Genomic DNA, 21,417 nt, shown 5'->3' with positions numbered 1-21,417 from the left:
ACATGACTGGAATCGTGTAGATTCCCGGCCATGAGCGGGGGACATCACATTCGGGCCGTCGGGCCCGGCAGCGGCGCTGACGCGTCTGGCGAAACCGGCGCGACGGCGGACGAACCGCTGACGCTCGACGCAAGCTGGGTCGAGGACACCCCGCACGAGGAATACTGGGACGAGGAGTCTCCCACCCGCCGGACAGGCTGGGTCGTGCCCGCAGCGGCAACGATCGCCGCGCTGGGCTGGACCGCTTTCTTCGTATTTGCGCACTGGTCGGAGGTCACGGGAGGGGTATCTCCCGCAGCGGGATCGGCACTGGTCGTCTCGTGGGCCGTGCCGGTGCTCCTCATAGTTTCGCTGGTCCTGCTCGCGCTGCGTCTGAGCACCAGTGAAGCCGCCCGGTTCACCGACGCTGCCTCGGCTCTGCGCGGCGAATCCGCGGCCCTCGAAACGCGGCTCTCCGTCGTTAATCGCGAGCTCAGCCTCGCTCGCGAGTTCCTCGCCGCGCAGAGCCGCGAACTTGAATCGCTGGGACGTATCGCGACACAGCGGATCTCCGAACACGCCGACCGACTCCAGGCGCTTGTGCGGGACAACGGGACCCAGGTCGATGCAATCGCCGGGGTGAGCCGTGCCGCGCTCGACAACATGGAGCGGCTGCGCGACGACCTGCCGGTGATCGCCAACGCGGCGCGCGACGTGTCGAACCAGATCGGCTCGGCGGGCAATACCGCGCACGACCAGCTCGAAGGCCTCGTCGCCGGGTTCAACCGGCTCAACGAGTTCGGTCAGGCAAGCGAGCGCCAGGTCGCCTCGCTCCGCGGCAAGGTCGACGATGCGCTTGCCGGTTTCGAGGCCCAGATCCATCAGCTCGAGGAGGTCGTCGGAGCGCGCTTTGCTGCCCTGCGCGAGCGAAGCGACGCCTTTCGCGCCGAGCTTGACGGCCGTGAAGTCGAAGCCCTTACCGCGATGCGCCACCGCGCCGACCGCCTGCGCGAGGAAATCGCCGGCGCGTCGCAGGCACTGGAAGCAAGCGAGGAAGAACTGCTCCGCTCGCTCCAGGCGCGGGTCACCGCCGTGCGGGAGGGCGCTGACACGGTTTCGGAGAGCCTGGCGGGGACCGAGCGCGAGGCGCTTGCCACTTGGACTGCCCGTGTGGAATCGCTCAAGACCGACCTCGAGGCGGCCATCCGCCACGTCGAATCGGTCGACAACGCGGCGAAGACCGGGGCGCAGCAGCGCCTCGCCATCATCAGCCAGGAAGCGACACTGGTCGACGCGAAGCTGACCGAATCGCACAGCCTCTTCGTCACCGAGATCGAGAAACGCCGGGCCGAAGCGGCAGCGCTGGCGAGGGAACACGCGGGCATCGTCTCCGACCTGATCGCAGAGCTCGATACAGGGCTAGCCGAACGATGCGAGGATCAAGCCGCCCGCACCCAGGCTTTCGTCGAGCAGGGCGAGGCGATCACCGCCCGGCTCGAGGAACTGTCGCGCGAGATGGCCGCAGCTGCCGAGCACGGGCGAAACGCGGAAAGCACGCTGTCTTTGGCGATCGACGCTCTCGGTGAAAGGCTAAGTGCGAGCCGCGATGCCCTTGGCGATACGGACCGCGCGGTCGCGGACCTGACCGATGCCAGCGTGCGTCTGCTGGAGCTTATCCGCGCGAGCGCCCAGCACAGCCGGGACGACCTTCCATCGGCGCTGACCGAGACCGAAACACGCCTTGCCGCGCTGGGCGAACGGGGGGAAGCGCTGGGCCTCATGCTGTCGGGCGCGGGCGAGAAGAGCCGCGAGATTTCGGACTACGTCCTCGCCGCGCAGAGAGACAGCACCGCTGCAATGGACACGCTCAAGGAGCTCCAGAACGAGGTTGCCGCAAATCACGACGCCGGCGAACGCCGCATTGCGGAGCTGCGCGCCCAGCTGGCTGATCTTGCCCGCGACAGCGAAGCCGCCACCGCCCAGGCGCAGGGCGCGCTGCGCGAAGCGATCGGAGGGCTGGAGACCGCGGCGCGGTCTGCAGTGGCGACGATCGAGGCCGATGCCGGCGATAGAGTGAAAGCGGTCGCCGAGCGGATCGCCGTGGACACGAACCAGGCGCTCGACCGGGCGCTGCGCGAACGCCTGGGTTCGGCAATTGCCGAACTGGAGGACACCGCGAACCAGGCGGCGGGCACGGGACGCGAGGCGGCGATGCAGCTCCGCGACCAGCTCGCCAAGGTCAACGAGCTTACCGCGAACCTCGAAAGCCGCGTGGCGCTCGCCCGCCAACGGGCCGAGGAACAGGTCGACGGCGATTTCTCGCGCCGCGTCGCGCTGATCACCGAGAGCCTCAATTCCAACGCGATCGACATCGCCCGCGCGCTGTCGGCGGATGTGACCGACACCGCATGGACCAGCTACCTGCGCGGTGACCGGGGCATATTCACCCGCCGGGCGGTGCGCCTGCTCGAGCCGGCAGAAGCCCGCGACATCGCCGAACTCTACGACGGGGACGGGGATTTCCGCGAACACGTCAATCGCTACATCCACGACTTCGAGGGCATGTTGCGCACGATGTTGTCGACCCGCGACGGGCACGCCATCGGGGTGACCTTGCTCAGCAGTGACATGGGCAAGCTTTACGTCGCGCTCGCGCAAGCGATCGAGCGGCTGCGCGACTGACCGGTCAGGCCGCTCCGGTCTCGATGCCGAACGTGGCGGGGGTGATCCATCCGTTCACGTAATTCGCCACCCACAGCGCGGTGAGCACCGCGGCAAGCACGGTCGCGCGCAGCACGATCTTGCCGGGCTGGAAGTTGGCCGGCGCGCTGTCGGCCTGACCGGGGATCTTTTCGATCCCCAGTTCCTCGTGCGTCTTGACCCCGAACGGCAGCAGGACGAACGCGCAGGCCACCCAGAACAATACGTAGATTGCCAGAACCGAAGTCCAGTTCATGCCGCTTCGCCCGGGATGATCACGCGGACTTGCGGCCGCTTGCCGCTCCATCGGCCAGCCGCCCGGCGGGCGGCCAGCCGGGCGGCCTCGACCAGCGATTCGCGATCGCGCGCCGCGGGGCCCCGCAATTTGCCGAGTGCGTCGGCGACGTCGCGTTCGGCATCGGCGACGAAGGCGGCGTAATCCTCGTCAAGCGGCAAACCCACGCCTTCGACGAATACCCCGCCCTTCGGTCCCACGACCACGATCACGACGCCCTCGCGGGCAATGCGCCGGCGCATGACGATGGCGTCGCCGTCGGCAGGGGCGATGATGTCTCCGTCGAGCACAAGGCGCCCGCTTCGAACCTCGGCCAGCTTGCCCGGTTTTCCGGGAGCGAGCCGCACGATGTCCCCGTTGCCCTGCACGACCGCATGCGGAATCCCGTTCGCCCTGCCGAGCCGCGCCTGCTCGGCCATGTGCCGCATCTCGCCGTGGACGGGCACGAGGATCTCGGGCCGCAGCCAGGCGTAGAGCGCCTCCAACTCGGGCCGGCCCGGGTGCCCCGATACGTGGATCAGGCTCTGCCGGTCGGTCACCATGACGATCCCGCGCTTCGCCAGCAGGTTCTGCACCCGTCCCACGGCCAGTTCGTTGCCCGGGATCTGCCGGCTGGAAAAGAGCACGACGTCGCCAGCAGACAGTTCGATCGGGTGGTTTTCCTCGGCAATGCGGGCCAGTGCCGCGCGCGGCTCCCCCTGACCGCCCGTGGCGAGGATCAGCACCTCTCCTCGGGGCAGGCCCATCGCGGTGTCGAAGTCGACGGTTTCGGGAAAATCCGACAGGTAGCCGTTATCCTGCGCCACTTCGATGATGCGGTCGAGCGAGCGGCCGGCGATGCACAGCTTGCGGCCCGTGGCTTCGGCCACCGCGCCCAGCGTGTGCAGACGCGCGACGTTGCTGGCGAACGTCGTCACCAAAACCCGGCGCCCGTCCCACCGGGCAACCTCTTCGTGTAGCGCGCGGTAGACCGCGCCTTCCGATCCGCTTTCGGCCGGGTTGAAGACATTGGTCGAATCGCAAACAAGGGCGAGGACACCCTCATCGCCGAGTTCGCACAGTTCCTCCTCGGTGGTCGGCTGTCCGATGATCGGTTCCTCGTCGAGTTTCCAGTCCCCGGTGTGGAAAACGCGTCCGAATGGCGTGTCGATCAGCAGCGCGTGGCCCTCGGCGATCGAGTGGGCGAGCGGGACGTACGAGACGCCGAACGGCCCGAGGTCGAACCGCTCGAGATCCTCGACCACGTTGAGTTCCACGTTGTCGGCCAGGCCCGCTTCCTCGAGCTTGCGCCGGACGAGATCGGCGGTGAACGGCGTCGCATAGAGGGGCACACCGAGGTCGGCCGCGAAATACGGCACCGCACCGATATGGTCCTCGTGCGCGTGGGTGAGGACGATCCCCTCGAGCGCGTCGGCTCGCTCCTCGATGAATTCCAGATCGGCAAAGACAAGATCGACACCCGGATATTCGTTACCGCTGAAGGTCATTCCCAGATCGACCATCAGCCACCGGCCCCGGCAGCCGTAGAGATTGACGTTCATCCCGATTTCGCCCGAACCGCCAAGGGCAAGGAACAGCAGTTCGTCCTCGGGAGTGAAATCCTTTTTCAAGTCAGTTCGCCCTTTGCAGTGCGCGCTCGGCAAGAATCGCGAGACCCTCGAGCGTTAGATCGGCATCGACCGCGTCGAAAATGTCGGTGTGCTCGTCGAACAGGATCGCCAACCCCCCTGTGGCGACGACACGCGCAGGGCGGCCGATTTCCGCGCGCATGCGGGCGATGAGGCCTTCCATCATCGCGACGTACCCCCAGAACACCCCGATCAGCATCTGATCTTCGGTATTGGTCCCGATCACGCTTTGCGAGCGCGGTGCCTCGATCGCGATGCGCGGAAGCTTGGCGGTGTTGCCGACCAGCGCGTCGAGCGAGAGGTTGAGGCCCGGACAGATGATCCCGCCCTTGTAGGCGCCGGTGAAATCGACGGCATCGAACGTCGTCGCGGTGCCGAAATCGACTATGATCAGGTCGCCCTCGTACTTCTCGTGCGCGGCGATAGTGTTCAGAGCCCGATCGGCGCCGAGCGAACTGGGCTGATCGACATCGACCGAGATACCGTACGCCGCAGCCCCCTCGCCCGCGATCAGCGGCGTGAGATCGAAGTATTTCTCCGCAAGAACCGTCAGGTTGTGGATCGACCGGGGCACGACCGACCCGACGATGATCTGGGTCACGTCCTCGCGCCTTACACCCTCGATCGCGAGCAGCTGGAGCAGCCAGACCGCGTATTCATCGCCGGTCCGGCGGGGATCGGTGGCGATGCGCCAGCGTGCTCTGATGTCCCTCCCGTCGAACAGGGCGAAAACCACGTTTGTGTTGCCGACATCGGCGGCGAGCAGCATGGCAATATCCTTCAGCCGAGCATCACGTCGCCGGCGTGGATAGAGCGCATCCGCCCGTCTTCCAAGCGCAGCAGAAGCGAACCGCCTTCGTCGAGGCCAGCGAATGCACCGCGAACGATCATTCCGCCCGGCTCGTGCACGCTCAGCGGGCTGCCGACCGGCACGGCCGCCGACTGCCAGCGCCGCAGCAGCGGCTCGATCCCCGCCGAGCGCCAGCGTTCGAGTTCGCGGTCGAACACCGCCGAAAGAGTCCTGGCAAACAGGTCGCGGTCCGGGACCGGACCCAGGGCTGCCAGCGCAATGGTTTCGCGGTCGCCGATCCGGGGCGCTCCCGCAAGGTTCACGCCGATCCCGACGATCACCACGTCACTTTCGCGCTCGAGCAGAATACCCGCGACCTTCGCCCGCCCAACGAGAAGATCGTTGGGCCACTTGAGCGCGAGCCGCGACGGGTCGCCCAGAAGGGGGACGACCGTTTCGTAAAGCGCGATCCCGGCGAGAAGTGACAGTGTGGGCGCTGGCGGATCGTTCGGCCCGGGCCGCACCACGGTCGAGCCCATGAAATTGCCCGCGCCGTCGAACCACTCGCGTCCCTGACGCCCACGCCCGGCAGTCTGGCGATCGGCAACCAGCCAATCACCTTCCGCTACGCGCCCGCCTCCGCGGATCGCCGCGACCAGGTCCGCGTTCGTCGAGCCGGTTTCGGCGACGAATTCGATCAAGCTGCGAGGAACAGCGCGGCGGCGGCTGTGTCCGCCAGGGCGCCGAGCCATCCGGTCATCAGATAGCCGAGGGGCGAGATGAACACCGTGCTGACGATCAGCAGCGTCCAGTGTGCCCAGTCGTTCCGGCCCTGGACCTTGCCCGCAGGTTCATCGAAGAACATGACCTTGCCGACCTTCAGGTAATAGAACGCGCCGATGACGCTTGCCGCGATGGCGATCGCCGCGAGCGCAACCATTCCGGCGTCGACCGCAGCCTTGAACACGACCAGCTTGCCCCAGAAACCGAACAGCGGCGGTATGCCTGCAAGGCTGAGCATGAGCAGCAACAGGCACCACGCGATAAGCGGGCTGGTGCGGCTGAGCCCGGCCATATCGGCGATCGATTCGACCTGGTTTCCGTCCGCGTCGCGCAGCATGAGCACAGCGACGAAGCTGCCGACCGACATTGCCACGTAGATCGCGAGATAGACGAGCATCGCGCTCGCCCCTTCTGCGGTCGCGGCGGCGAGGCCGACGAGGATGAATCCGACGTTGTTGATCGAAGAATAGGCCAGAAGCCGCTTAATGTTGTCCTGCCCGATCGCACCGAGAGCGCCGACCACGATCGACGCGAGGGCAGCGAACGTCACCACCTGGCGCCAGGCCTCTGCATGGTCGCCGAACGCATCAAGCGACACCCGCATGAGCAGCGACACCGCCGCCACCTTGGGAGCGGTTGCGAAGAACGTCGTAACCGGCGTCGGCGCGCCTTCGTAGACATCGGGCGTCCACATGTGGAACGGCACGGCGGCGATCTTGAACGCGAGACCGGCGAGCACAAATATCAGCCCGAACAGCGCACCGGTCGACAGGCCGCCCGAAAGCGCCGCGCGGATGCCCTCGAAGCTGGTCGTTCCGGCAAAACCGTAGGTCAGGCTCATGCCGTAGAGCAGGATTCCGCTGGCGAGTGCGCCGAGCACGAAATACTTGAGGCCCGCCTCTTCCGAACGGCTGTCGGTGCGCAGGAACGCCGCAAGCACGTATGCTGCGAGGCTGTTCATCTCGAGCCCGATGTAGAGCGCAATGAGGTCGCTCGCCGACACCATGATGCCCATGCCGAGAACCGCAAACACGATCAGGACCGGATATTCGGCGCGCATCGCGCCCCAGCGGTCGAAAAAGCGCGGAGCGATCATCAGCGCGGCGGCGGCGGCGGCATAGATCAGCAGCTTGCTGAAGGCCGCGAAGGCATCGACGCGAAGCTGGCCGAAAAATGCCTGCGTGTCCGCGCCCATGTCACCATTGCACAGGACCGGCACGGTGAAGGCGGCGGCTGCCGCGAGCACGAACACGGCCGCAATGGAGATTGCGCGGCTCGCCTTGTCACCCAGCCACGCAGCTGCGAGCAGCAGCAGCAGCCCGCCGACCGAGAGAATCTCTTCGGGAATTATCAGAGCGAGGGAATGCTGGAGGTCCATCAGTGGCCCTCCCCTTCGGCAGCACCCGCAGCGTGGGGCATCGCGTTCGCCGCCTCCGTGCGCACCTGCTCCGGCCGGGGCGGCGCGAGCTTGCTATCGAACATGGGCTTGGCCCGGGCGACCCGCGCGTCGAGCGCGGCAATGTCCTTGCGCATCGGGGCGAGGAAACTTTCCGGATAGACGCCCATCCACAGCACTGCGGCGGCGATCGGGCCGAGCATGAGCCATTCGCGGGCATTGAGGTCGGGCATGGCAGCCGCGTCGGCGTTCCTCTGCACGCCGAATGCCACGCGCCAGTAGAGGTAAAGCATGTACGCCGCGCCGAGGATGATGCCGGTGGTGCAGACCAGCGTCACGAAAGTCGAGACCTGGTAGATACCGGCCAGGCTCAGGAACTCTCCGACGAAGCCGCTCGTGCCGGGCAGACCGATGCTGGCCATCGTGAACAGCATGAAGAACAGCGCGTATTGCGGCATGTTGATCGAAAGGCCGCCGTAACGGTCGATCTCGCGCGTATGCAGCCGGTCGTAGATCACGCCGACGCAGAGGAACAGCGCGCCCGACACGAGCCCGTGGCTCAGCATAACGATCATCGCGCCTTCGAGGCCCTGGACGTTGAAGGCGAACAGGCCGACGGTGACGATCGCCATGTGGGCCACCGAGGAATAGGCGATCAGCTTCTTCATGTCGTGCTGGACCAGCGCGATGAGCGAGGTGACCACTACCGCGATCATCGACAGCGCGAAGATCAGCCAGGCAAGCTGCGCGCTCGCCTCGGGGAACATCGGCAGGCTGAAGCGGATGAACCCGTACCCGCCCATCTTCAGCAGGACGCCGGCGAGGATGACCGAGCCCGCGGTGGGTGCCTGGACGTGCGCGTCCGGCAGCCAGGTGTGCACGGGCCACATCGGCATCTTGACCGCGAAGCTCGCGAAGAAGGCAAGGAACAGCCAGGTCTGCGCCGCGACCGGGAAATCGTACTGCATCAGCGTCGGGATGTCGGTGGTCCCCGCCTCGCCGATCATCCATAGCATCGCCACCAGCATCAGCACCGAGCCGAGAAGGGTGTAGAGGAAGAACTTGTAGCTGGCGTAGATGCGGTCCTTGCCCCCCCAGATGCCGATGATCAGGTACATCGGGATCAGGCCGGCCTCGAAGAAGATGTAGAACAGCAGGAGGTCCTGTGCGGCGAAAACGCCGATCATCAGCAGTTCCATGAACAGGAACGCCGCCATGTATTCGCCGACGCGCTCTTCGATCGATTCCCAGCTGGCGAGAATGCAGATCGGCATCAGGAAGACGCTAAGCACGATCAGCAGCAGCGCGATGCCATCGATGCCGAGAGCATAGCTGAACCCAGCGAAAAGCTCGGCACGTTCGGTGAACTGCCACTGCGCGCCGCCGACATCGTAGCTCGCCCACAGCACGATGCCGAGCGCGAGGTCGATCAGCGTGGCGGCAAGCGCGACCATCCGCGCCGCCTTCGCCTCGAGGAAGAAGCACGCCAGACCGCCGACGAGCGGCACGAGGAGCATCAGCGAAAGGATCGGAAAAGCCCCCATCACAGAAGAACCCAGGTAATCGCGGCGACGAGGCCGACCAGCATCCAGAGGGCGTAGGTGTTTAGAAAGCCCGACTGGAGGCGCCTCGCGCCCACGGTCCCCTGCGCGACCGCCCATGCTGCACCGTCAGGCCCGAAGCGGTCGATTATCCCTTCGTCGCCCACCTTCCAGAACTTGCGGCCCAGCCAGAACGCGGGACGGACGAACAGGACCGTGTAGAGCTGGTCGAAATACCACTTGTGGTAGACGAAACGGTACACCGGGCCGAGTTGCTCGGCGACCAGGCCGGGGAACCGGGTGTTGCGGATATAGCCGTACCAGGCGATCACGAAGCCCAGCACCATCACGATGAACGCGGCGTACTTCACGAGCCAGGGCACGGCGTGCATGGCGTGGATCAGGTCGGCGTTGTAGAAGATCGAGCCGCCCCAGAATCCCTCGCTGTCGAGGAAAGCGGGTGCGAAGACCTGGCCTGCGGCGATCGCGCCGATCGACAGAAGACCCAGCGGGATCAGCATCGACAGCGGACTCTCGTGCGGATGATAGCCGCCCGTTCCCTCGCCATGACGCGGGTCCGGAACATGGTGCGCGGCATCGTGACCGGAATCTTCCTGGGCAGGCGGGTTGGCCTCGTCCGGTTCATCGTGCCCGTGGTGGACAGCATGCCGGATATGCTCGCTCTCGGCCCAGCGGGGCTTGCCGAAGAACGTCAGGAAGACGAGGCGCCAGCTGTAGAAACTGGTCAGCAGCGCGGCGAAAACGCCCATCCAGAAGGCGAACCCGGCCACTTCCGTTCCGCGCGCATAGGCCACCTCGATGATGGCATCCTTCGACCAGAACCCGGCAAAGCCGACGTGCAGGTCGTAGATGCCGAACCCGGTGATCGCGAGCGTGCCCGCCATCATCGCCCAGAACGTCAGCGGGATGTGCTTACGAAGGGCGCCGTAGTAGCGCATGTCCTGTTCGTGGTGCATCGCGTGGATCACGCTGCCCGCGCCGAGGAACAGCAGCGCCTTGAAGAAGGCGTGCGTGAACAGGTGGAACATCGCCGCACCGTAGGCGCCCACGCCGGCAGCGAAGAACATGTACCCGAGCTGCGAACAGGTCGAATAGGCGATCACGCGCTTGATATCCCACTGCGTCGTGCCGACAGTCGCCGCAAAGATGCAGGTCGCCGCGCCGATGAAGGTGACGAATCCGAGCGCGATCGGCGCCGCCTCGAACATCGGGGAAAGCCGGCAGACCATGAACACGCCCGCGGTCACCATGGTGGCGGCATGGATTAGCGCGGACACGGGGGTCGGCCCCTCCATGGCGTCGGGAAGCCAGGTGTGAAGACCCAGCTGCGCCGACTTGCCCATCGCCCCGATGAACAGAAGGATGCAGAGTACGTCCATCGTGTCGACGCGGTATCCGAGGAAGCCGATCGTGCTCCCCGCCATGCCCGGCGCGGCGGCGAGGATCTCCGGGATCGAAACGGTGCCGAACACAAGGAAGGTGCCGAAGATGCCGAGCATGAAGCCGAGGTCGCCCACGCGGTTGACCACGAAGGCCTTGATCGCCGCGGCATTGGCGCTGGGCTTCCGGAACCAGAAGCCGATGAGCAGGTAGCTGGCGAGACCCACCCCTTCCCAGCCGAAGAACATCTGGACGAGGTTGTCAGCCGTCACCAGCATCAGCATCGCGAAGGTGAACAGGCTGAGGTAGGCGAAGAACCGCGGCTGGTCCGGGTCCTCCTCCATGTAGCCCCAGCTATAGAGATGGACGAGCGCCGAAACGGTCGTGATGACCACCAGCATCACCGCCGTGAGGGTGTCGACCCGCAGCGCCCAGTCGAAGCTCATCGTGCCCGACTGCACCCATTGCAGGACAGGCACGACCATCGGATCGTACGAACCACCAAGGAACCCGAGGAAGATCGGCCAGGACAGGGCGGCGGAAAGGAACAGCGCGCCGGTCGTGATCGACTTGACGATCGTGTTGCCGAGGGCACGGTTGCCGAGCCCGCCGACGATGGCAGCGAGCAGCGGCCCGAATACGATGATGAGAATGGGATGCACGGGTTCGCCTATCCCTTGAGCCGGTCGACGCTGTCGACCGCGATGGTGCCGCGGCCGCGGAAGTATATGACGAGAATGGCGAGGCCGATGGCCGCCTCCCCTGCAGCGACCGTCAGCACGAACATCGCGAAGATCTGCCCCGTCAGGTCGCCCAGCGCGGTGCTGAACGCGACGAGGTTGATGTTGACCGCGAGCAGGATGAGCTCGATCGACATCAGGATCACGATCACGTTCTTCCGGTTCAGAAAGATGCCGAGAACGCCGAGCACGAACAGGACCGTGCCGACGACAATATAGTGTTCAAGGCCAATCACAGCTGCACCCCCTGCCCGATTTCGGGCTTCACGTTGCGGGTCGCCTCGCCCGGCCGGCGGCGGACCTGCCGGCCGATGTTCTGCGGCCGGGTATCCTTGCGGTCGCGGTGCGTAAGGACGATCGCTCCGACCATCGCGACGAGCAGGATGATTCCCGCCGCCTCGAACAGGAAGAGGTACTGGCTGTACAGGACCTGCCCCAGCGCGGCGATGTTGCTGTCGGCGATCGTAGCGACCTGGTCCGCGGTGCCGGGCGCCAGATCGATCCGTCCAGCCTGGTAGGCGCCGATGCCGAATACCAGTTCCGCCAGCAGCACGAGCGCGATCAGCAGGCCGAGAGGGAAGTTCCTGACGAACCCGGCGCGCAGCTCGGCGAAATCGATGTCGAGCATCATGACCACGAACAGGAACAGCACGGCGACCGCCCCGACGTAGACAATCACCAGCAGCATCGCGATGAATTCCGCGCCCGCGAGCACCATGAGGCCGGCCGCGTTGAAGAACGCGAGGATCAGCCACAGCACCGAGTGGACCGGGTTGCGCGCGCTGATCACGAGTACCGCGGAAGCGATCGTGAGGGCGGCGAACAGGTAGAAGGCGGCGGTCTGGATCATGGTCGCGCGCGGCCCCTATCGGTAGGGCGCATCGGCTTCAAGGTTCGCGGCCAGCGCCCGCTCCCACTTGTCCCCGTTGGCCAGCAGTTTCGCCTTGTCGTAGAGCAGTTCCTCGCGCGTTTCGGTCGCGTATTCGAAGTTCGGCCCCTCGACGATGGCATCCACCGGGCAGGCTTCCTGGCAGAAGCCGCAGTAGATGCACTTGGTCATGTCGATGTCGTAACGCGTCGTACGGCGGCTGCCGTCCTCGCGCGGTTCGCTCTCGATCGTGATGGCCTGCGCGGGGCAAACCGCCTCGCACAGCTTGCACGCGATGCAGCGCTCCTCGCCGTTGGGATAGCGGCGCAGCGCATGCTCGCCGCGAAAGCGCGGGGAAAGCGGGTTCTTCTCGAACGGGTAGTTGATCGTCGCCTTGGGCTTGAAGAAGTACTTCAGCGTGAGGGCATGCGCCTTCACGAACTCCCACAGGGTGAACGACTTGACGAGATGGGCAAGGCTCATGCCAGGCCTCCGTAGCGGGTAATCATCAGCCACCCCGAGACGAGGACCACGAACAGCAGCGAGAGCGGCAGGAACACCTTCCATCCCAGCCGCATGAGCTGGTCGTAGCGGTACCGCGGTACCGTCGCCTTCACCCAGCTGAAGATGAAGAAGAAAAACAGGATCTTGGCGAACAGCCAGAAGATCGCGGTAAGGCCCTCGGTGAAGAGGAAATCGTAGAGGATCGGAATGTCGAGCGGCGGCAACCATCCGCCCCAGAACAGGATCGCGTTGAGCGCGCACATCAGCAGCACGTTGGCGTATTCGCCAAGCCAGAACAGCGCGAAACTCATCGAGGAATATTCGGTCTGGTAGCCCGCGACGAGCTCGCTCTCCGCCTCGGTCAGGTCAAACGGCGCACGCGCGGTTTCGGCGAGCGCACTGATCAGGAACATCACCCACAGCGGAAACAGCAACGGGTTGGCGACGAACCCGTTGATCAGACCGAAGACGTGCCCCTGCTGCGCATAGATGATCCCGTTCATGTTGAACGTGCCCGCCCACAGCACCACGCAGATCAGGATGAACCCGATCGAGACCTCGTACGAGATCATCTGCGCCGCCGCGCGCATCGCGGAAAAGAACGGGTACTTCGAGTTCGACGCCCATCCGCTCATCACCACGCCGTAAACGCCGAGACTGCTGATCGCGAGAATGTAGAGCAGCCCGACGTTGACGTCGGCAAGCACCGCGCCGGGACCGAACGGCACCACCGCCCACGCCATCAACGCGACGGTGAAGGTCACGATCGGCGCGATCAGGAAGATGCCCTTGTTCGCCGCACTCGGGATGATGGTTTCCTGCAGGAACACCTTCAACCCGTCGGCGAAACTCTGGAGCAGGCCGAACGGACCGACGACGTTGGGTCCGCGCCGCAGCGCCATCGCCGCCCAGATCTTGCGGTCCGCATAGATGATCATCGCCACCGCCAGCATCAGCGGCAACGCGATGAGCAGAATGCCCGCGATGGTCGCGAGGAACCACGCCCACTCGTACGACAAGCCCCAGTTGACGAAGGTCTCGGTCATTCCGCGGCCTCCCGCACGTCCTCGCCGTGGAGCAATTCGGCCGAGCAATGCTGCATGACCACGCTCGCGCGGGCGATGGGGTTCGTGAGGTAGAAGTCCTTGATCGGATAGGAAATCGTGCCGCTGGCCCTGCCATTCCCTGCTTTCGGCAGAGCGCCAAAGCCGGCCAGGCCCTCGACCCCCAGTGCGGGGACTTCGGCGACCATCGCGGACTGCAGTTCGGCGAAACTGTCGAACCCGACAGTAACTCCCAGCGCGTCGGCAAGCGCGCGCAGGATAGTCCAGTCCTCGCGCGCGTCACCGGGGGCGAACACGGCCTTCTCGGCGAACTGGACCCGGCCCTCGGTGTTGACGTAGGTGCCGTCCTTCTCGGCGTAGCTTGCACCAGGGAGGATCACGTCGGCCGCGTGCGCGCCCTTGTCGCCATGGTGGCCGATGTAGACCTTGAGGCTGCCGCCGAACGCCGACCAATCCACCTCGTCCGCGCCGAGCGCCAGCACCACTTTAGGCGCCGCCGCAGCGATATCCGCAATGCCGCCGTCCTGCGCGTAACCGAGCATCAGGCCGCCCATCCGCGAGGCCGCCATGTGCAAAACGTTGAACCCGTTCCAGCCATCGCGCTGCACCGGCAGCGCCATTGCCGCATCCAGCGCGCCCGCCGCGAGGCCCGCGCCCCCGACTATGACCGCAGGACGATCGGCCTTTTCCAGCGCCTCGGTCACGTGACCCGGCAGGTCGTGAAGCATGCCTGCATCGTCGCCGAGGAACTCGGCGGGATAGGTCGTCTCCCACTGCGGGCCGATCACGAACACCTTTGCCCCGCGCTTGACCGCCTTGCGCAGGCGGACGTTGACCAGCGGCGCTTCCCAGCGGACCATGCTGCCGACGATCAGGATCGCGTCGGCGGTCTCGATCCCGGCGAACGTGGAATTGAAGTTGACCGCGGCGAGGTTGGCGGCCGGGTAGCGCATCCCGGTCTGCCGTCCCTCGAGCAGGTCGCTGCCGAGCGCGTTGACCAGCTTCTTCGCAGCGAACATGGTTTCGCAGTCGACCAGATCGCCCGCGATCGCGGCGATCGAACCCTTCGGCTTGGCCTTGGCGATCGTCTTGAAAGCTTCGTCCCAGCTCGCTGCCTCCAGCTTGCCCTTGCGGCGGATCCAGACCTTGTCGAGGCGGCGGCGGGTCAGCCCGTCGACCATGTAGCGGCCCTTGTCGGACAGCCATTCCTCGTTGACGTCGTCGTTGATGCGCGGAAGCGCGCGGAGCACCTCGCGACCGCGGCTGTCGAGGCGGATGTTCGCCCCCACCGCGTCAGACACGTCGATCGACAGCGTCTTCTTCAATTCCCAGGGCCGCGCCTCGAACGCGTAAGGTCGCGAAGTCAGCGCGCCTACCGGGCACAGGTCGATCACGTTGGCGCTGAGCTCGTGCTTCGCAGCCTGCTCGAGGTAGGTGGTGATCTGCATGTTCTCGCCGCGATAGAGCGCGCCGATTTCGTCGACGCCGGCGATTTCCTCTGAGAAACGCACGCAGCGGGTGCAATGGATGCACCGGGTCATGATCGTCTTGATCAGCGGCCCCATGTACTTCTCGGTCACCGCGCGCTTGTTCTCGTGATAGCGCGAGGCGCCGCGGCCGTACATCAGGCTCTGGTCCTGCAGGTCGCACTCGCCGCCCTGGTCGCAGATCGGGCAGTCGAGCGGGTGGTTGATGAGGAGGAACTCCATCACTCCCTCGCGCGCCGTCTTGACCATCAGGCTGTCGGTGCGGATTTCCTGCCCCTCGGTGGCGGGCAGCGCACAGCTCGCCTGAGGTTTGGGCGGCCCGGGCTTCACCTCGACGAGACACATCCGGCAGTTGCCGGCGATGCTCAGTCGCTCGTGGTAGCAGAACCGCGGAATTTCCTTCCCCGCAAGCTCGCACGCCTGCAGCACGGTCGCCCCGTTGGGGACCTCGATTTCCTGACCGTCGACGGTGACCTTGGGCATCAGGCGTCCTTGGCTGCTTCGACCGAGCGGAATGCGGCGGTCGCCAGCATCGCGCGCAGCCCGGCGGGATTGATCGAAAGGGGCTTGGTCGCCTCGGCCGCCTTGGCGCACAGCCCCATCACGGCCGACACCTGGCCAAGCGCCGCGGCTTCCTCGGCACTGTCGCGCGCGGTGGCGAAAAGGGCGGCGACCTCGTTGGGGGCCGAGCGAACAGTGCAGACCGCGACCTTGTCGGTGAACGAAAAGGCTTTCGTCTCCGGTCCCGTCGCCGCCCGCGCAAGGCGCGCGACGAGCGTATCACCCGGCTGCTCGAGCAGCGCTTCGGCCATCTCGCCCGCGAACAGAAGACCGCCCGCGCGCAGCTGACCCTGGAAGCGGACGCAATCGCGGCTCTCGCGCGACAGCGTCATGAGCGCGCGCTGGTAGGCGGGCGAGGTGAAATCCATCGTCAGCACCCGCGTCGCCTCGCCGGTGCTGCCACGCGCAACGCAGCCCGCCCATTGTTCGAGCGCGACACGCGACGCGCGGGTATTGGCACCGGATGAAGCATCCTTTGCCGAGGCTGGCACGGCCAAGGAAAGCGCTGCGACGATGGTGATCAGCGTCCTCATTCGGCGGCCTCCGCCATGTTGCCGGCTTCCGCGATGCGGCGCTCGATCTCTGGCCGGAAGTGCTTGATCAGGCCCTGGATCGGCCAGGCGGCCGCATCACCAAGCGCGCAGATCGTGTGGCCTTCGACCTGCTTGGTCACCTGGTGCAACATGTCGATCTCCTCGACATGCGCGTCGCCGGTGCGCAGACGCTCCATCACGCGCCACATCCAGCCCACGCCTTCACGGCACGGGGTGCACTGGCCGCAGCTCTCGTGCTTGTAGAAATAGCTGATCCGGCTGATCGCGCGGACGATGTCGGTCGACTTGTCCATCACGATTGCCGCCGCGGTGCCGAGGCCGCTGCCGACTTCCTTCAGCCCGTCGAAGTCCATCGGGCAGTCCCAGATCTGGTCCGCCGGAACCAGCGGGACCGACGAGCCACCCGGGATAACCGCGAGCAGGTTGTCGCGCCCGCCGATGATGCCTCCGCAATGCTTTTCGATCAGTTCGCCGAACGGAATGCTCATGGCTTCCTCGACGACGCAGGGCTTGTTCACGTGGCCGCTGATCTGGAACAGCTTGGTGCCCGCGTTGTTCGGCCGGCCGAAGCTGGCGAACCACGATGCGCCGCGCCGCAGGATTGTGGGGACGACCGCGATGCTTTCGACGTTGTTGACCGTGGTCGGGCAGCCATAGAGGCCCGCGCCGGCGGGGAACGGAGGCTTCAGACGCGGCTGGCCCTTCTTGCCCTCAAGGCTCTCGATCATCGCGGTCTCTTCGCCGCAGATGTATGCGCCCGCGCCGCGGTGGACGAAGACGTCGAAATCGTAACCCGAACCGGCCGCGTTCTTGCCGAGCAACCCGGCGTTATAGGCTTCGGCCACCGCGCTGAAGAGCGTCTCGGCCTCGCGGATGAATTCGCCGCGGATATAGATGTATGCGGCCCGCGCGCGCATCGCGTAACCGGCGACCAGCGCGCCCTCGATCAGCTTGTGCGGATCGTGGCGGATGATCTCGCGGTCCTTGCATGAACCGGGCTCGGATTCGTCGGCGTTGATGACGAGGAAGCTCGGCCGTCCGTCCTTGCTCTCCTTGGGCATGAACGACCACTTCATGCCGGTCGGGAAACCCGCCCCGCCGCGCCCGCGCAGGCCCGATTCCTTGATCTCGTCGATGATCGCGTCCTGCCCGACGCTCATCAGCTTCCGGGTGTCGTCCCAGTCGCCGCGCGCCTGCGCCGCCTTGAGGCCCCAGTCCTGGTAGCCGTAGAGGTTGGTGAAAATCCGGTCCTTGTCAGCGAGCATTGCCGTCGCCTCCGGTCATTTTGCCCTGCTGCCGAAGCGCTACGAACAGCGCGATGGCGGCGACGACCAGCGGCGCCCCGATCAGCCACATTTCGCGCGCGAGGAGCACTATCCCCACGATCAGTGCCATTGCCGGAACCAGGTAAAGCAGCACGCGCATCAGCCCATCCCACCGCTGGTAATGAACCACACGGCTGCAATCAGGATAAGCGCGATCGCGCCAAACTTGACGATGCCCATCAACACCTTCCAAGCGATGAAGATCAGGACAAGCGCGATGATGATCGTCACGATGTCCATCACCATTCGCCCCGGTAATCGTGGTTTTCGGTCACCATCTGCCTGAGGGTGGTCGGGCCGCCTACCGGCTCGACAGTGTGGCGCTCGGGATCCTGCGTGCCTTCCTTCGGCGTCTCGCCGCGCTCGAGCGCGTCGAGAACCGCGTCGAGGCGCTCAGGAGTCAGGTCCTCGTAGTTGCCGTCGTTGATCTGGACCATCGGGGCGCTGGCGCAGTTGCCCATGCACTCGACCTCGGTCAGCGTCCACAGCCCGTCGCCGGTGGTATAACCCTTCTTCATCCCGCGCTTGTAGCAGGCGGCGAGGATGTCGTCCGAGCCGCGCAGCATGCACGGCGTGGTGCCGCAGACCTGCACGTGAAAACGACCAACCGGCGCGATGTTGTACATCGTGTAGAACGTCGCGACCTCGAGCACGCGGATCACCGGCATGTCGAGCTGGGCGGCGACGAACTCGATCACCGGCAGCGGCAGCCAGCCTTGCGTGTTCGTCTCCGCGCCGACCTGCCGCTGGGCAAGGTCGAGCAGCGGCATCACCGCCGAGCGCTGCCGCCCTTCGGGATAGCGCGCGACGATCTCCTTCGCCTTGTCCGCGTTCTCGGCGGTCCAGGCGAACGAACCCCACCGCTCGCGCAGTTCGGGCGTATCGGGTGCGGGGGCGCGGTCAGCCATGGATCACGGGCTCAGACAAAAGGTTTGCACGGCGGCGTTGGACCGCTGGACGAAGAAATCCCCACCAGATGGCGTTGTAAGCCGCACCGGAATACAGCGCGAATTCATCGCTCCAGAAACGCCAATCGGGAAGCTCGATAAATCGCGCGGTAATGGCACAGCCCAGCGCAAACCATACGATCCCCGCCACGGAGATCGTTCGCTTGTGGCGTTCGAAAAATCCGATGAGCGTATCGATCACCGGTCGCACTCCCCGAACACCACGTCGATTGCGCCGAGGATTGCCGTCGCGTCGGGCAGCATGTGGCCTTTGGACATGAAGTCCATCGCCTGCAGGTGGCTGAACGCGGTCGGGCGGATCTTGCAGCGGTAAGGTTTGTTAGACCCGTCCGACACGAGGTAGACGCCGAACTCGCCCTTGGGGCTTTCGGTGGCGACGTAGACCTCGCCCGCGGGGACGTGGAAGCCTTCAGTATAGAGCTTGAAGTGGTGGATCAGCGCTTCCATAGACTGCTTCATCTCGGCGCGCTTGGGCGGGACCACCTTGCGGTCGTCGCTGGCGATCGGGCCTTCGGGCATCTCGGCGAGGCACTGCTTCATGATGCGGGCGGACTGGCGCACTTCCTCGACCCGGACCATGAACCGGTCGTAACAGTCGGAGTTGGTGCCGACCGGGATCTCGAAATCCATCCGGTCATAGACGTCGTAGGGCTGGCTCTTCCTGAGGTCCCACGGAATGCCCGCGGCACGGATCATCGGGCCGGAGAAGCCCCAGGCGACCGCGTCGTTCTTGCTCACCACGGCAATGTCCACGTTGCGCTGCTTGAAGATGCGGTTGTCGACCACGAGGCTCATCGCGTCCTCGAACAGGCGCGGCAGACGGGTGTCGAGCCAGTCGGCGAGGTCGGTCAGCACCTTGAGCGGCACGTCCTCGTGGACGCCGCCGGGGCGGAACCAAGCGCTGTGCATGCGGGCTCCCGAGATAGCCTCGAAGAAGTTCATGCAGTCTTCGCGGATCTCGAACATCCACAGGTTCGGCGTCATCGCGCCGACGTCCATCACGTGGCTGCCGAGATTGAGCATGTGGTTCGAGATGCGCGTCAGCTCGGCGAACAGCACCCGCAGGTACTGCGCGCGGATCGGCACCTCGATGTTGAGCAGCTTCTCGATCGCAAGGACGTAGCTGTGCTCCATGCACAGCGGGCTGCAGTAGTCGAGCCGGTCGAAGTACGGCAGCGCCTGCAAGTAGGTCTTGTGCTCGATCAGCTTCTCGGTGCCGCGGTGGAGAAGCCCGACGTGCGGATCGATCCGTTCGATGATCTCGCCGTCGAGTTCCATGACCATGCGCAGTACGCCGTGTGCGGCGGGGTGCTGCGGCCCGAAGTTGATCGTGTAGTTGGTGATGACGTCGTCGCCGGTGGTCGGCGAGTGTTCGAGTTGCATGCTCATGCGGTGCAGCTCCAGATGCCGGGAGAGAACGTCGTCTCGCCCTGGGGTCCCGCGACCTTGAGCCCCGCGGTCCATTCGTTGCGTCCGCCCTTGGCCTGCGGCGCCCCTTCGGCGCGCAGGACCGAGACGGTGTAACCCGCGCCGGTCAGCGTCGGTCCGCTTTCGACGACCTGCGTGCCGCCGGCCGCCGTGCCCGGAAGCACGACCTGCTGGCCGTCGATCACCAGCACGCCGCGGCCGGTCGGATTGGTCCCCTCGCCCGCGCCCACCACGAGCAGCGAACGGCCCTGGTAGATAAAAGAGCATCCGCCGGCGATTGCACCCAGCGCTTTGGGCGCATCGTTGCTGAGGGGGGTCAACTGCGCCGCGCCCGTAGGGGCGACGACGGGCTGAGCGTTGATCTCCGCCACCGACGGGACGGCGCCGGGCGCTGCCTCGACGCCTGCACGCTTCGCGAAATCGTCGGCGCTTTCGCCGGCCGGTGCGTCGGGCGACCTCGAGCAAGCCGCGAGCGCCAGGATCGCGGACAAGGCCAGCGCGCGGTTCATTCGGCGTCGCCCTTCTTCTTGCGCGGGGCGCGCTTCTTCGGTTCGGTAGCGGGTTTCGTATCGCGGGCGGTCGCCTTGCGCGGCTTGCGCGCCGGGCGTCTCTCGGTCGGTTCGGGCGCGCCGGGCTCGGCGGTACCGGTGTCCGCGGGGACGGGCTCGCCCTCGCCGTTCTCGCCGATTCCCTCGGCCACGTGCTCCGCCGCCTTTGCGTCGGTCCTTGCGCCTGCACCCGTGTCGGCGGGCTTGTCGGTGGTCTGCGGCTCGTTCACCGGCGGGGTCGCGGCCTTCTCGTCGCCGGGGAGGACGTAATCCGCCCCCTCCCATGGACTCATGAAGTCGAACTGGCGCAGGTCCTGCGGCAGGTCGACCGGTTCGTAGACGACGCGCTTCTCGTCTTCGGAATAGCGCAACTCGGTGTAGCCGGTGAGCGGGAAGTCCTTGCGGAAGGGATGTCCTTCGAACCCGTAGTCGGTGAGGATGCGCCTGAGGTCCGTATTGCCGGCAAACAGCACGCCGTACATGTCGAACACCTCGCGCTCGAGCCAGCCGGCGTTGGGCCACAGCGTCGTCACCGTCGGCACCGGGGTGTCCTCGGCCGCGGTCACCTTGACCATGACGCGGTGGTTCTTCGTCAGGCTGAGCAGCATGTAGACGACCTCGAACCGCTCCGCACGGCCCGGATAGTCGACGCCGGCGATCTCCATCAGCTGCTGGTAATCGTGACCGTCGCGCAGCAGACGCAGCGCGTCCTCGACCGAATCTCGCGCGACGGTGAGCAGGATTTCGCCATGCTCCTCGCGGGCCGAAACGAGCATGCCGCCGAGCGCGGCCGAAAGCGTCTCGCGCACGCCCTCGTTCGAGGCGATCCTCGGTGCCGGGTGATAGACAGCCGCCAT

Annotated in this window: 22 protein-coding genes; 1 reads left to right on the top strand and 21 read right to left on the bottom strand. The window is 65.8% G+C overall.

All coding sequences use genetic code 11. From position 1 onward, the window contains the following. The first annotated feature begins 30 nt into the window (after positions 1-30). Entirely contained in the window at positions 31-2,661 is a 2,631-nt protein-coding gene (locus ACPV3N_RS01100) for a coiled-coil domain-containing protein (RefSeq protein WP_440113455.1), read from the top strand. A gap of 4 nt (positions 2,662-2,665) precedes the next feature. Here the strand turns inward: ACPV3N_RS01100 and ACPV3N_RS01095 are convergent, their stop codons facing one another. From ACPV3N_RS01095 to ACPV3N_RS00995, 21 genes are read right to left on the bottom strand one after another with little or no spacing between them, the layout of a single operon-like run. Continuing rightward, entirely contained in the window at positions 2,666-2,935 is a 270-nt protein-coding gene (locus ACPV3N_RS01095; RefSeq protein WP_440113452.1) for a DUF1467 family protein, read from the bottom strand. Further along, positions 2,932-4,584 (bottom strand): ribonuclease J, encoded by a 1,653-nt coding sequence (locus ACPV3N_RS01090; RefSeq protein ID WP_440113449.1) that lies wholly within the window; start codon positions 4,582-4,584, stop codon positions 2,932-2,934. Before ACPV3N_RS01090 ends, ACPV3N_RS01095 begins: the two co-directional genes overlap by 4 nt. A 1-nt stretch (position 4,585) precedes the next feature. Then, positions 4,586-5,371, bottom strand: a complete 786-nt coding sequence (locus ACPV3N_RS01085; protein ID WP_440113446.1) for a type III pantothenate kinase — start codon at positions 5,369-5,371, stop codon at positions 4,586-4,588. An 11-nt stretch (positions 5,372-5,382) separates the two neighbouring features. After that, positions 5,383-6,093: a biotin--[acetyl-CoA-carboxylase] ligase gene (locus ACPV3N_RS01080; protein ID WP_440113443.1), complete on the bottom strand. Its 711-nt coding sequence runs from the start codon at positions 6,091-6,093 to the stop codon at positions 5,383-5,385. Next, complete coding sequence (gene nuoN / locus ACPV3N_RS01075; RefSeq protein ID WP_440113441.1) at positions 6,090-7,553, bottom strand: NADH-quinone oxidoreductase subunit NuoN; 1,464 nt, start codon at positions 7,551-7,553, stop codon at positions 6,090-6,092. The genes ACPV3N_RS01080 and nuoN overlap by 4 nt, the downstream gene beginning before the upstream one ends. Continuing rightward, on the bottom strand, positions 7,553-9,115 hold the full coding sequence (locus ACPV3N_RS01070) for an NADH-quinone oxidoreductase subunit M (protein WP_440113438.1): 1,563 nt from the start codon (positions 9,113-9,115) through the stop codon (positions 7,553-7,555). The genes nuoN and ACPV3N_RS01070 overlap by 1 nt, the downstream gene beginning before the upstream one ends. Further along, positions 9,115-11,175, bottom strand: coding sequence for an NADH-quinone oxidoreductase subunit L (gene nuoL / locus ACPV3N_RS01065; RefSeq protein ID WP_440113435.1), 2,061 nt, complete (start codon positions 11,173-11,175; stop codon positions 9,115-9,117). The genes ACPV3N_RS01070 and nuoL overlap by 1 nt, the downstream gene beginning before the upstream one ends. 8 nt (positions 11,176-11,183) lie before the next feature. Next, positions 11,184-11,489, bottom strand: a complete 306-nt coding sequence (gene nuoK / locus ACPV3N_RS01060; protein WP_440113432.1) for an NADH-quinone oxidoreductase subunit NuoK — start codon at positions 11,487-11,489, stop codon at positions 11,184-11,186. Continuing rightward, positions 11,486-12,103 (bottom strand): NADH-quinone oxidoreductase subunit J, encoded by a 618-nt coding sequence (locus ACPV3N_RS01055; RefSeq protein WP_440113429.1) that lies wholly within the window; start codon positions 12,101-12,103, stop codon positions 11,486-11,488. The genes nuoK and ACPV3N_RS01055 overlap by 4 nt, the downstream gene beginning before the upstream one ends. Before the next feature lie 15 nt (positions 12,104-12,118). Then, positions 12,119-12,604 carry an NADH-quinone oxidoreductase subunit NuoI gene (gene nuoI, locus ACPV3N_RS01050; RefSeq protein ID WP_259961584.1) on the bottom strand — a complete coding sequence of 162 codons (486 nt, stop codon included), beginning with the start codon at positions 12,602-12,604 and terminating at the stop codon, positions 12,119-12,121. Beyond that, complete coding sequence (gene nuoH / locus ACPV3N_RS01045; protein ID WP_440113425.1) at positions 12,601-13,671, bottom strand: NADH-quinone oxidoreductase subunit NuoH; 1,071 nt, start codon at positions 13,669-13,671, stop codon at positions 12,601-12,603. Before nuoH ends, nuoI begins: the two co-directional genes overlap by 4 nt. Beyond that, on the bottom strand, positions 13,668-15,659 hold the full coding sequence (gene nuoG, locus ACPV3N_RS01040) for an NADH-quinone oxidoreductase subunit NuoG (protein WP_440113422.1): 1,992 nt from the start codon (positions 15,657-15,659) through the stop codon (positions 13,668-13,670). Before nuoG ends, nuoH begins: the two co-directional genes overlap by 4 nt. Continuing rightward, complete coding sequence (locus ACPV3N_RS01035; protein WP_440113419.1) at positions 15,659-16,270, bottom strand: hypothetical protein; 612 nt, start codon at positions 16,268-16,270, stop codon at positions 15,659-15,661. Before ACPV3N_RS01035 ends, nuoG begins: the two co-directional genes overlap by 1 nt. Next, entirely contained in the window at positions 16,267-17,556 is a 1,290-nt protein-coding gene (gene nuoF / locus ACPV3N_RS01030) for an NADH-quinone oxidoreductase subunit NuoF (RefSeq protein ID WP_440113416.1), read from the bottom strand. Before nuoF ends, ACPV3N_RS01035 begins: the two co-directional genes overlap by 4 nt. Continuing rightward, on the bottom strand, positions 17,546-17,716 hold the full coding sequence (locus ACPV3N_RS01025) for a hypothetical protein (RefSeq protein WP_440113413.1): 171 nt from the start codon (positions 17,714-17,716) through the stop codon (positions 17,546-17,548). Before ACPV3N_RS01025 ends, nuoF begins: the two co-directional genes overlap by 11 nt. Continuing rightward, a complete protein-coding gene (locus ACPV3N_RS01020; protein ID WP_440113410.1) occupies positions 17,716-17,856 on the bottom strand; it encodes a hypothetical protein in 141 nt (46 codons plus the stop codon). Before ACPV3N_RS01020 ends, ACPV3N_RS01025 begins: the two co-directional genes overlap by 1 nt. Next, on the bottom strand, positions 17,856-18,524 hold the full coding sequence (locus ACPV3N_RS01015) for a complex I 24 kDa subunit family protein (RefSeq protein WP_440113407.1): 669 nt from the start codon (positions 18,522-18,524) through the stop codon (positions 17,856-17,858). The genes ACPV3N_RS01020 and ACPV3N_RS01015 overlap by 1 nt, the downstream gene beginning before the upstream one ends. After that, positions 18,517-18,765 carry a hypothetical protein gene (locus ACPV3N_RS01010; RefSeq protein WP_440113405.1) on the bottom strand — a complete coding sequence of 83 codons (249 nt, stop codon included), beginning with the start codon at positions 18,763-18,765 and terminating at the stop codon, positions 18,517-18,519. The genes ACPV3N_RS01015 and ACPV3N_RS01010 overlap by 8 nt, the downstream gene beginning before the upstream one ends. Further along, positions 18,762-19,973, bottom strand: a complete 1,212-nt coding sequence (locus ACPV3N_RS01005) for an NADH-quinone oxidoreductase subunit D (RefSeq protein ID WP_440113402.1) — start codon at positions 19,971-19,973, stop codon at positions 18,762-18,764. Before ACPV3N_RS01005 ends, ACPV3N_RS01010 begins: the two co-directional genes overlap by 4 nt. Further along, entirely contained in the window at positions 19,970-20,521 is a 552-nt protein-coding gene (locus tag ACPV3N_RS01000) for a hypothetical protein (protein WP_440113400.1), read from the bottom strand. Before ACPV3N_RS01000 ends, ACPV3N_RS01005 begins: the two co-directional genes overlap by 4 nt. After that, a complete protein-coding gene (locus ACPV3N_RS00995; protein WP_440113397.1) occupies positions 20,518-21,417 on the bottom strand; it encodes an NADH-quinone oxidoreductase subunit C in 900 nt (299 codons plus the stop codon). Before ACPV3N_RS00995 ends, ACPV3N_RS01000 begins: the two co-directional genes overlap by 4 nt.

The sequence above is a fragment of the Tsuneonella sediminis genome (assembly GCF_051912845.1).
Taxonomy (GTDB): Bacteria; Pseudomonadota; Alphaproteobacteria; order Sphingomonadales; family Sphingomonadaceae; genus Tsuneonella; species Tsuneonella sediminis.
The sequence above is the reverse complement of the archived record's forward strand: the minus strand, read 5'-3'. Positions and strand labels throughout refer to the sequence as shown.

What these genes read in the sequence shown, in the direction of transcription:
- ACPV3N_RS01100 (WP_440113455.1), top strand. Translation starts at nt 31, where the DNA reads ATGAGCGGGGGACATCACATTCGGGCCGTCGGGCCCGGCAGCGGCGCT.
- ACPV3N_RS01000 (WP_440113400.1), bottom strand. Translation starts at nt 20,521, where the DNA reads ATGAACCGCGCGCTGGCCTTGTCCGCGATCCTGGCGCTCGCGGCTTGC.
- ACPV3N_RS01095 (WP_440113452.1), bottom strand. Translation starts at nt 2,935, where the DNA reads ATGAACTGGACTTCGGTTCTGGCAATCTACGTATTGTTCTGGGTGGCC.
- nuoG (WP_440113422.1), bottom strand. Translation starts at nt 15,659, where the DNA reads ATGCCCAAGGTCACCGTCGACGGTCAGGAAATCGAGGTCCCCAACGGG.
- ACPV3N_RS01025 (WP_440113413.1), bottom strand. Translation starts at nt 17,716, where the DNA reads ATGCGCGTGCTGCTTTACCTGGTTCCGGCAATGGCACTGATCGTGGGG.
- nuoF (WP_440113416.1), bottom strand. Translation starts at nt 17,556, where the DNA reads ATGCTCGCTGACAAGGACCGGATTTTCACCAACCTCTACGGCTACCAG.
- nuoH (WP_440113425.1), bottom strand. Translation starts at nt 13,671, where the DNA reads ATGACCGAGACCTTCGTCAACTGGGGCTTGTCGTACGAGTGGGCGTGG.
- ACPV3N_RS00995 (WP_440113397.1), bottom strand. Translation starts at nt 21,417, where the DNA reads ATGGCGGCTGTCTATCACCCGGCACCGAGGATCGCCTCGAACGAGGGC.
- ACPV3N_RS01020 (WP_440113410.1), bottom strand. Translation starts at nt 17,856, where the DNA reads ATGGACATCGTGACGATCATCATCGCGCTTGTCCTGATCTTCATCGCT.
- ACPV3N_RS01070 (WP_440113438.1), bottom strand. Translation starts at nt 9,115, where the DNA reads ATGGGGGCTTTTCCGATCCTTTCGCTGATGCTCCTCGTGCCGCTCGTC.
- ACPV3N_RS01015 (WP_440113407.1), bottom strand. Translation starts at nt 18,524, where the DNA reads ATGGCTGACCGCGCCCCCGCACCCGATACGCCCGAACTGCGCGAGCGG.
- ACPV3N_RS01055 (WP_440113429.1), bottom strand. Translation starts at nt 12,103, where the DNA reads ATGATCCAGACCGCCGCCTTCTACCTGTTCGCCGCCCTCACGATCGCT.
- ACPV3N_RS01005 (WP_440113402.1), bottom strand. Translation starts at nt 19,973, where the DNA reads ATGAGCATGCAACTCGAACACTCGCCGACCACCGGCGACGACGTCATC.
- ACPV3N_RS01035 (WP_440113419.1), bottom strand. Translation starts at nt 16,270, where the DNA reads ATGAGGACGCTGATCACCATCGTCGCAGCGCTTTCCTTGGCCGTGCCA.
- nuoN (WP_440113441.1), bottom strand. Translation starts at nt 7,553, where the DNA reads ATGGACCTCCAGCATTCCCTCGCTCTGATAATTCCCGAAGAGATTCTC.
- nuoI (WP_259961584.1), bottom strand. Translation starts at nt 12,604, where the DNA reads ATGAGCCTTGCCCATCTCGTCAAGTCGTTCACCCTGTGGGAGTTCGTG.
- ACPV3N_RS01085 (WP_440113446.1), bottom strand. Translation starts at nt 5,371, where the DNA reads ATGCTGCTCGCCGCCGATGTCGGCAACACAAACGTGGTTTTCGCCCTG.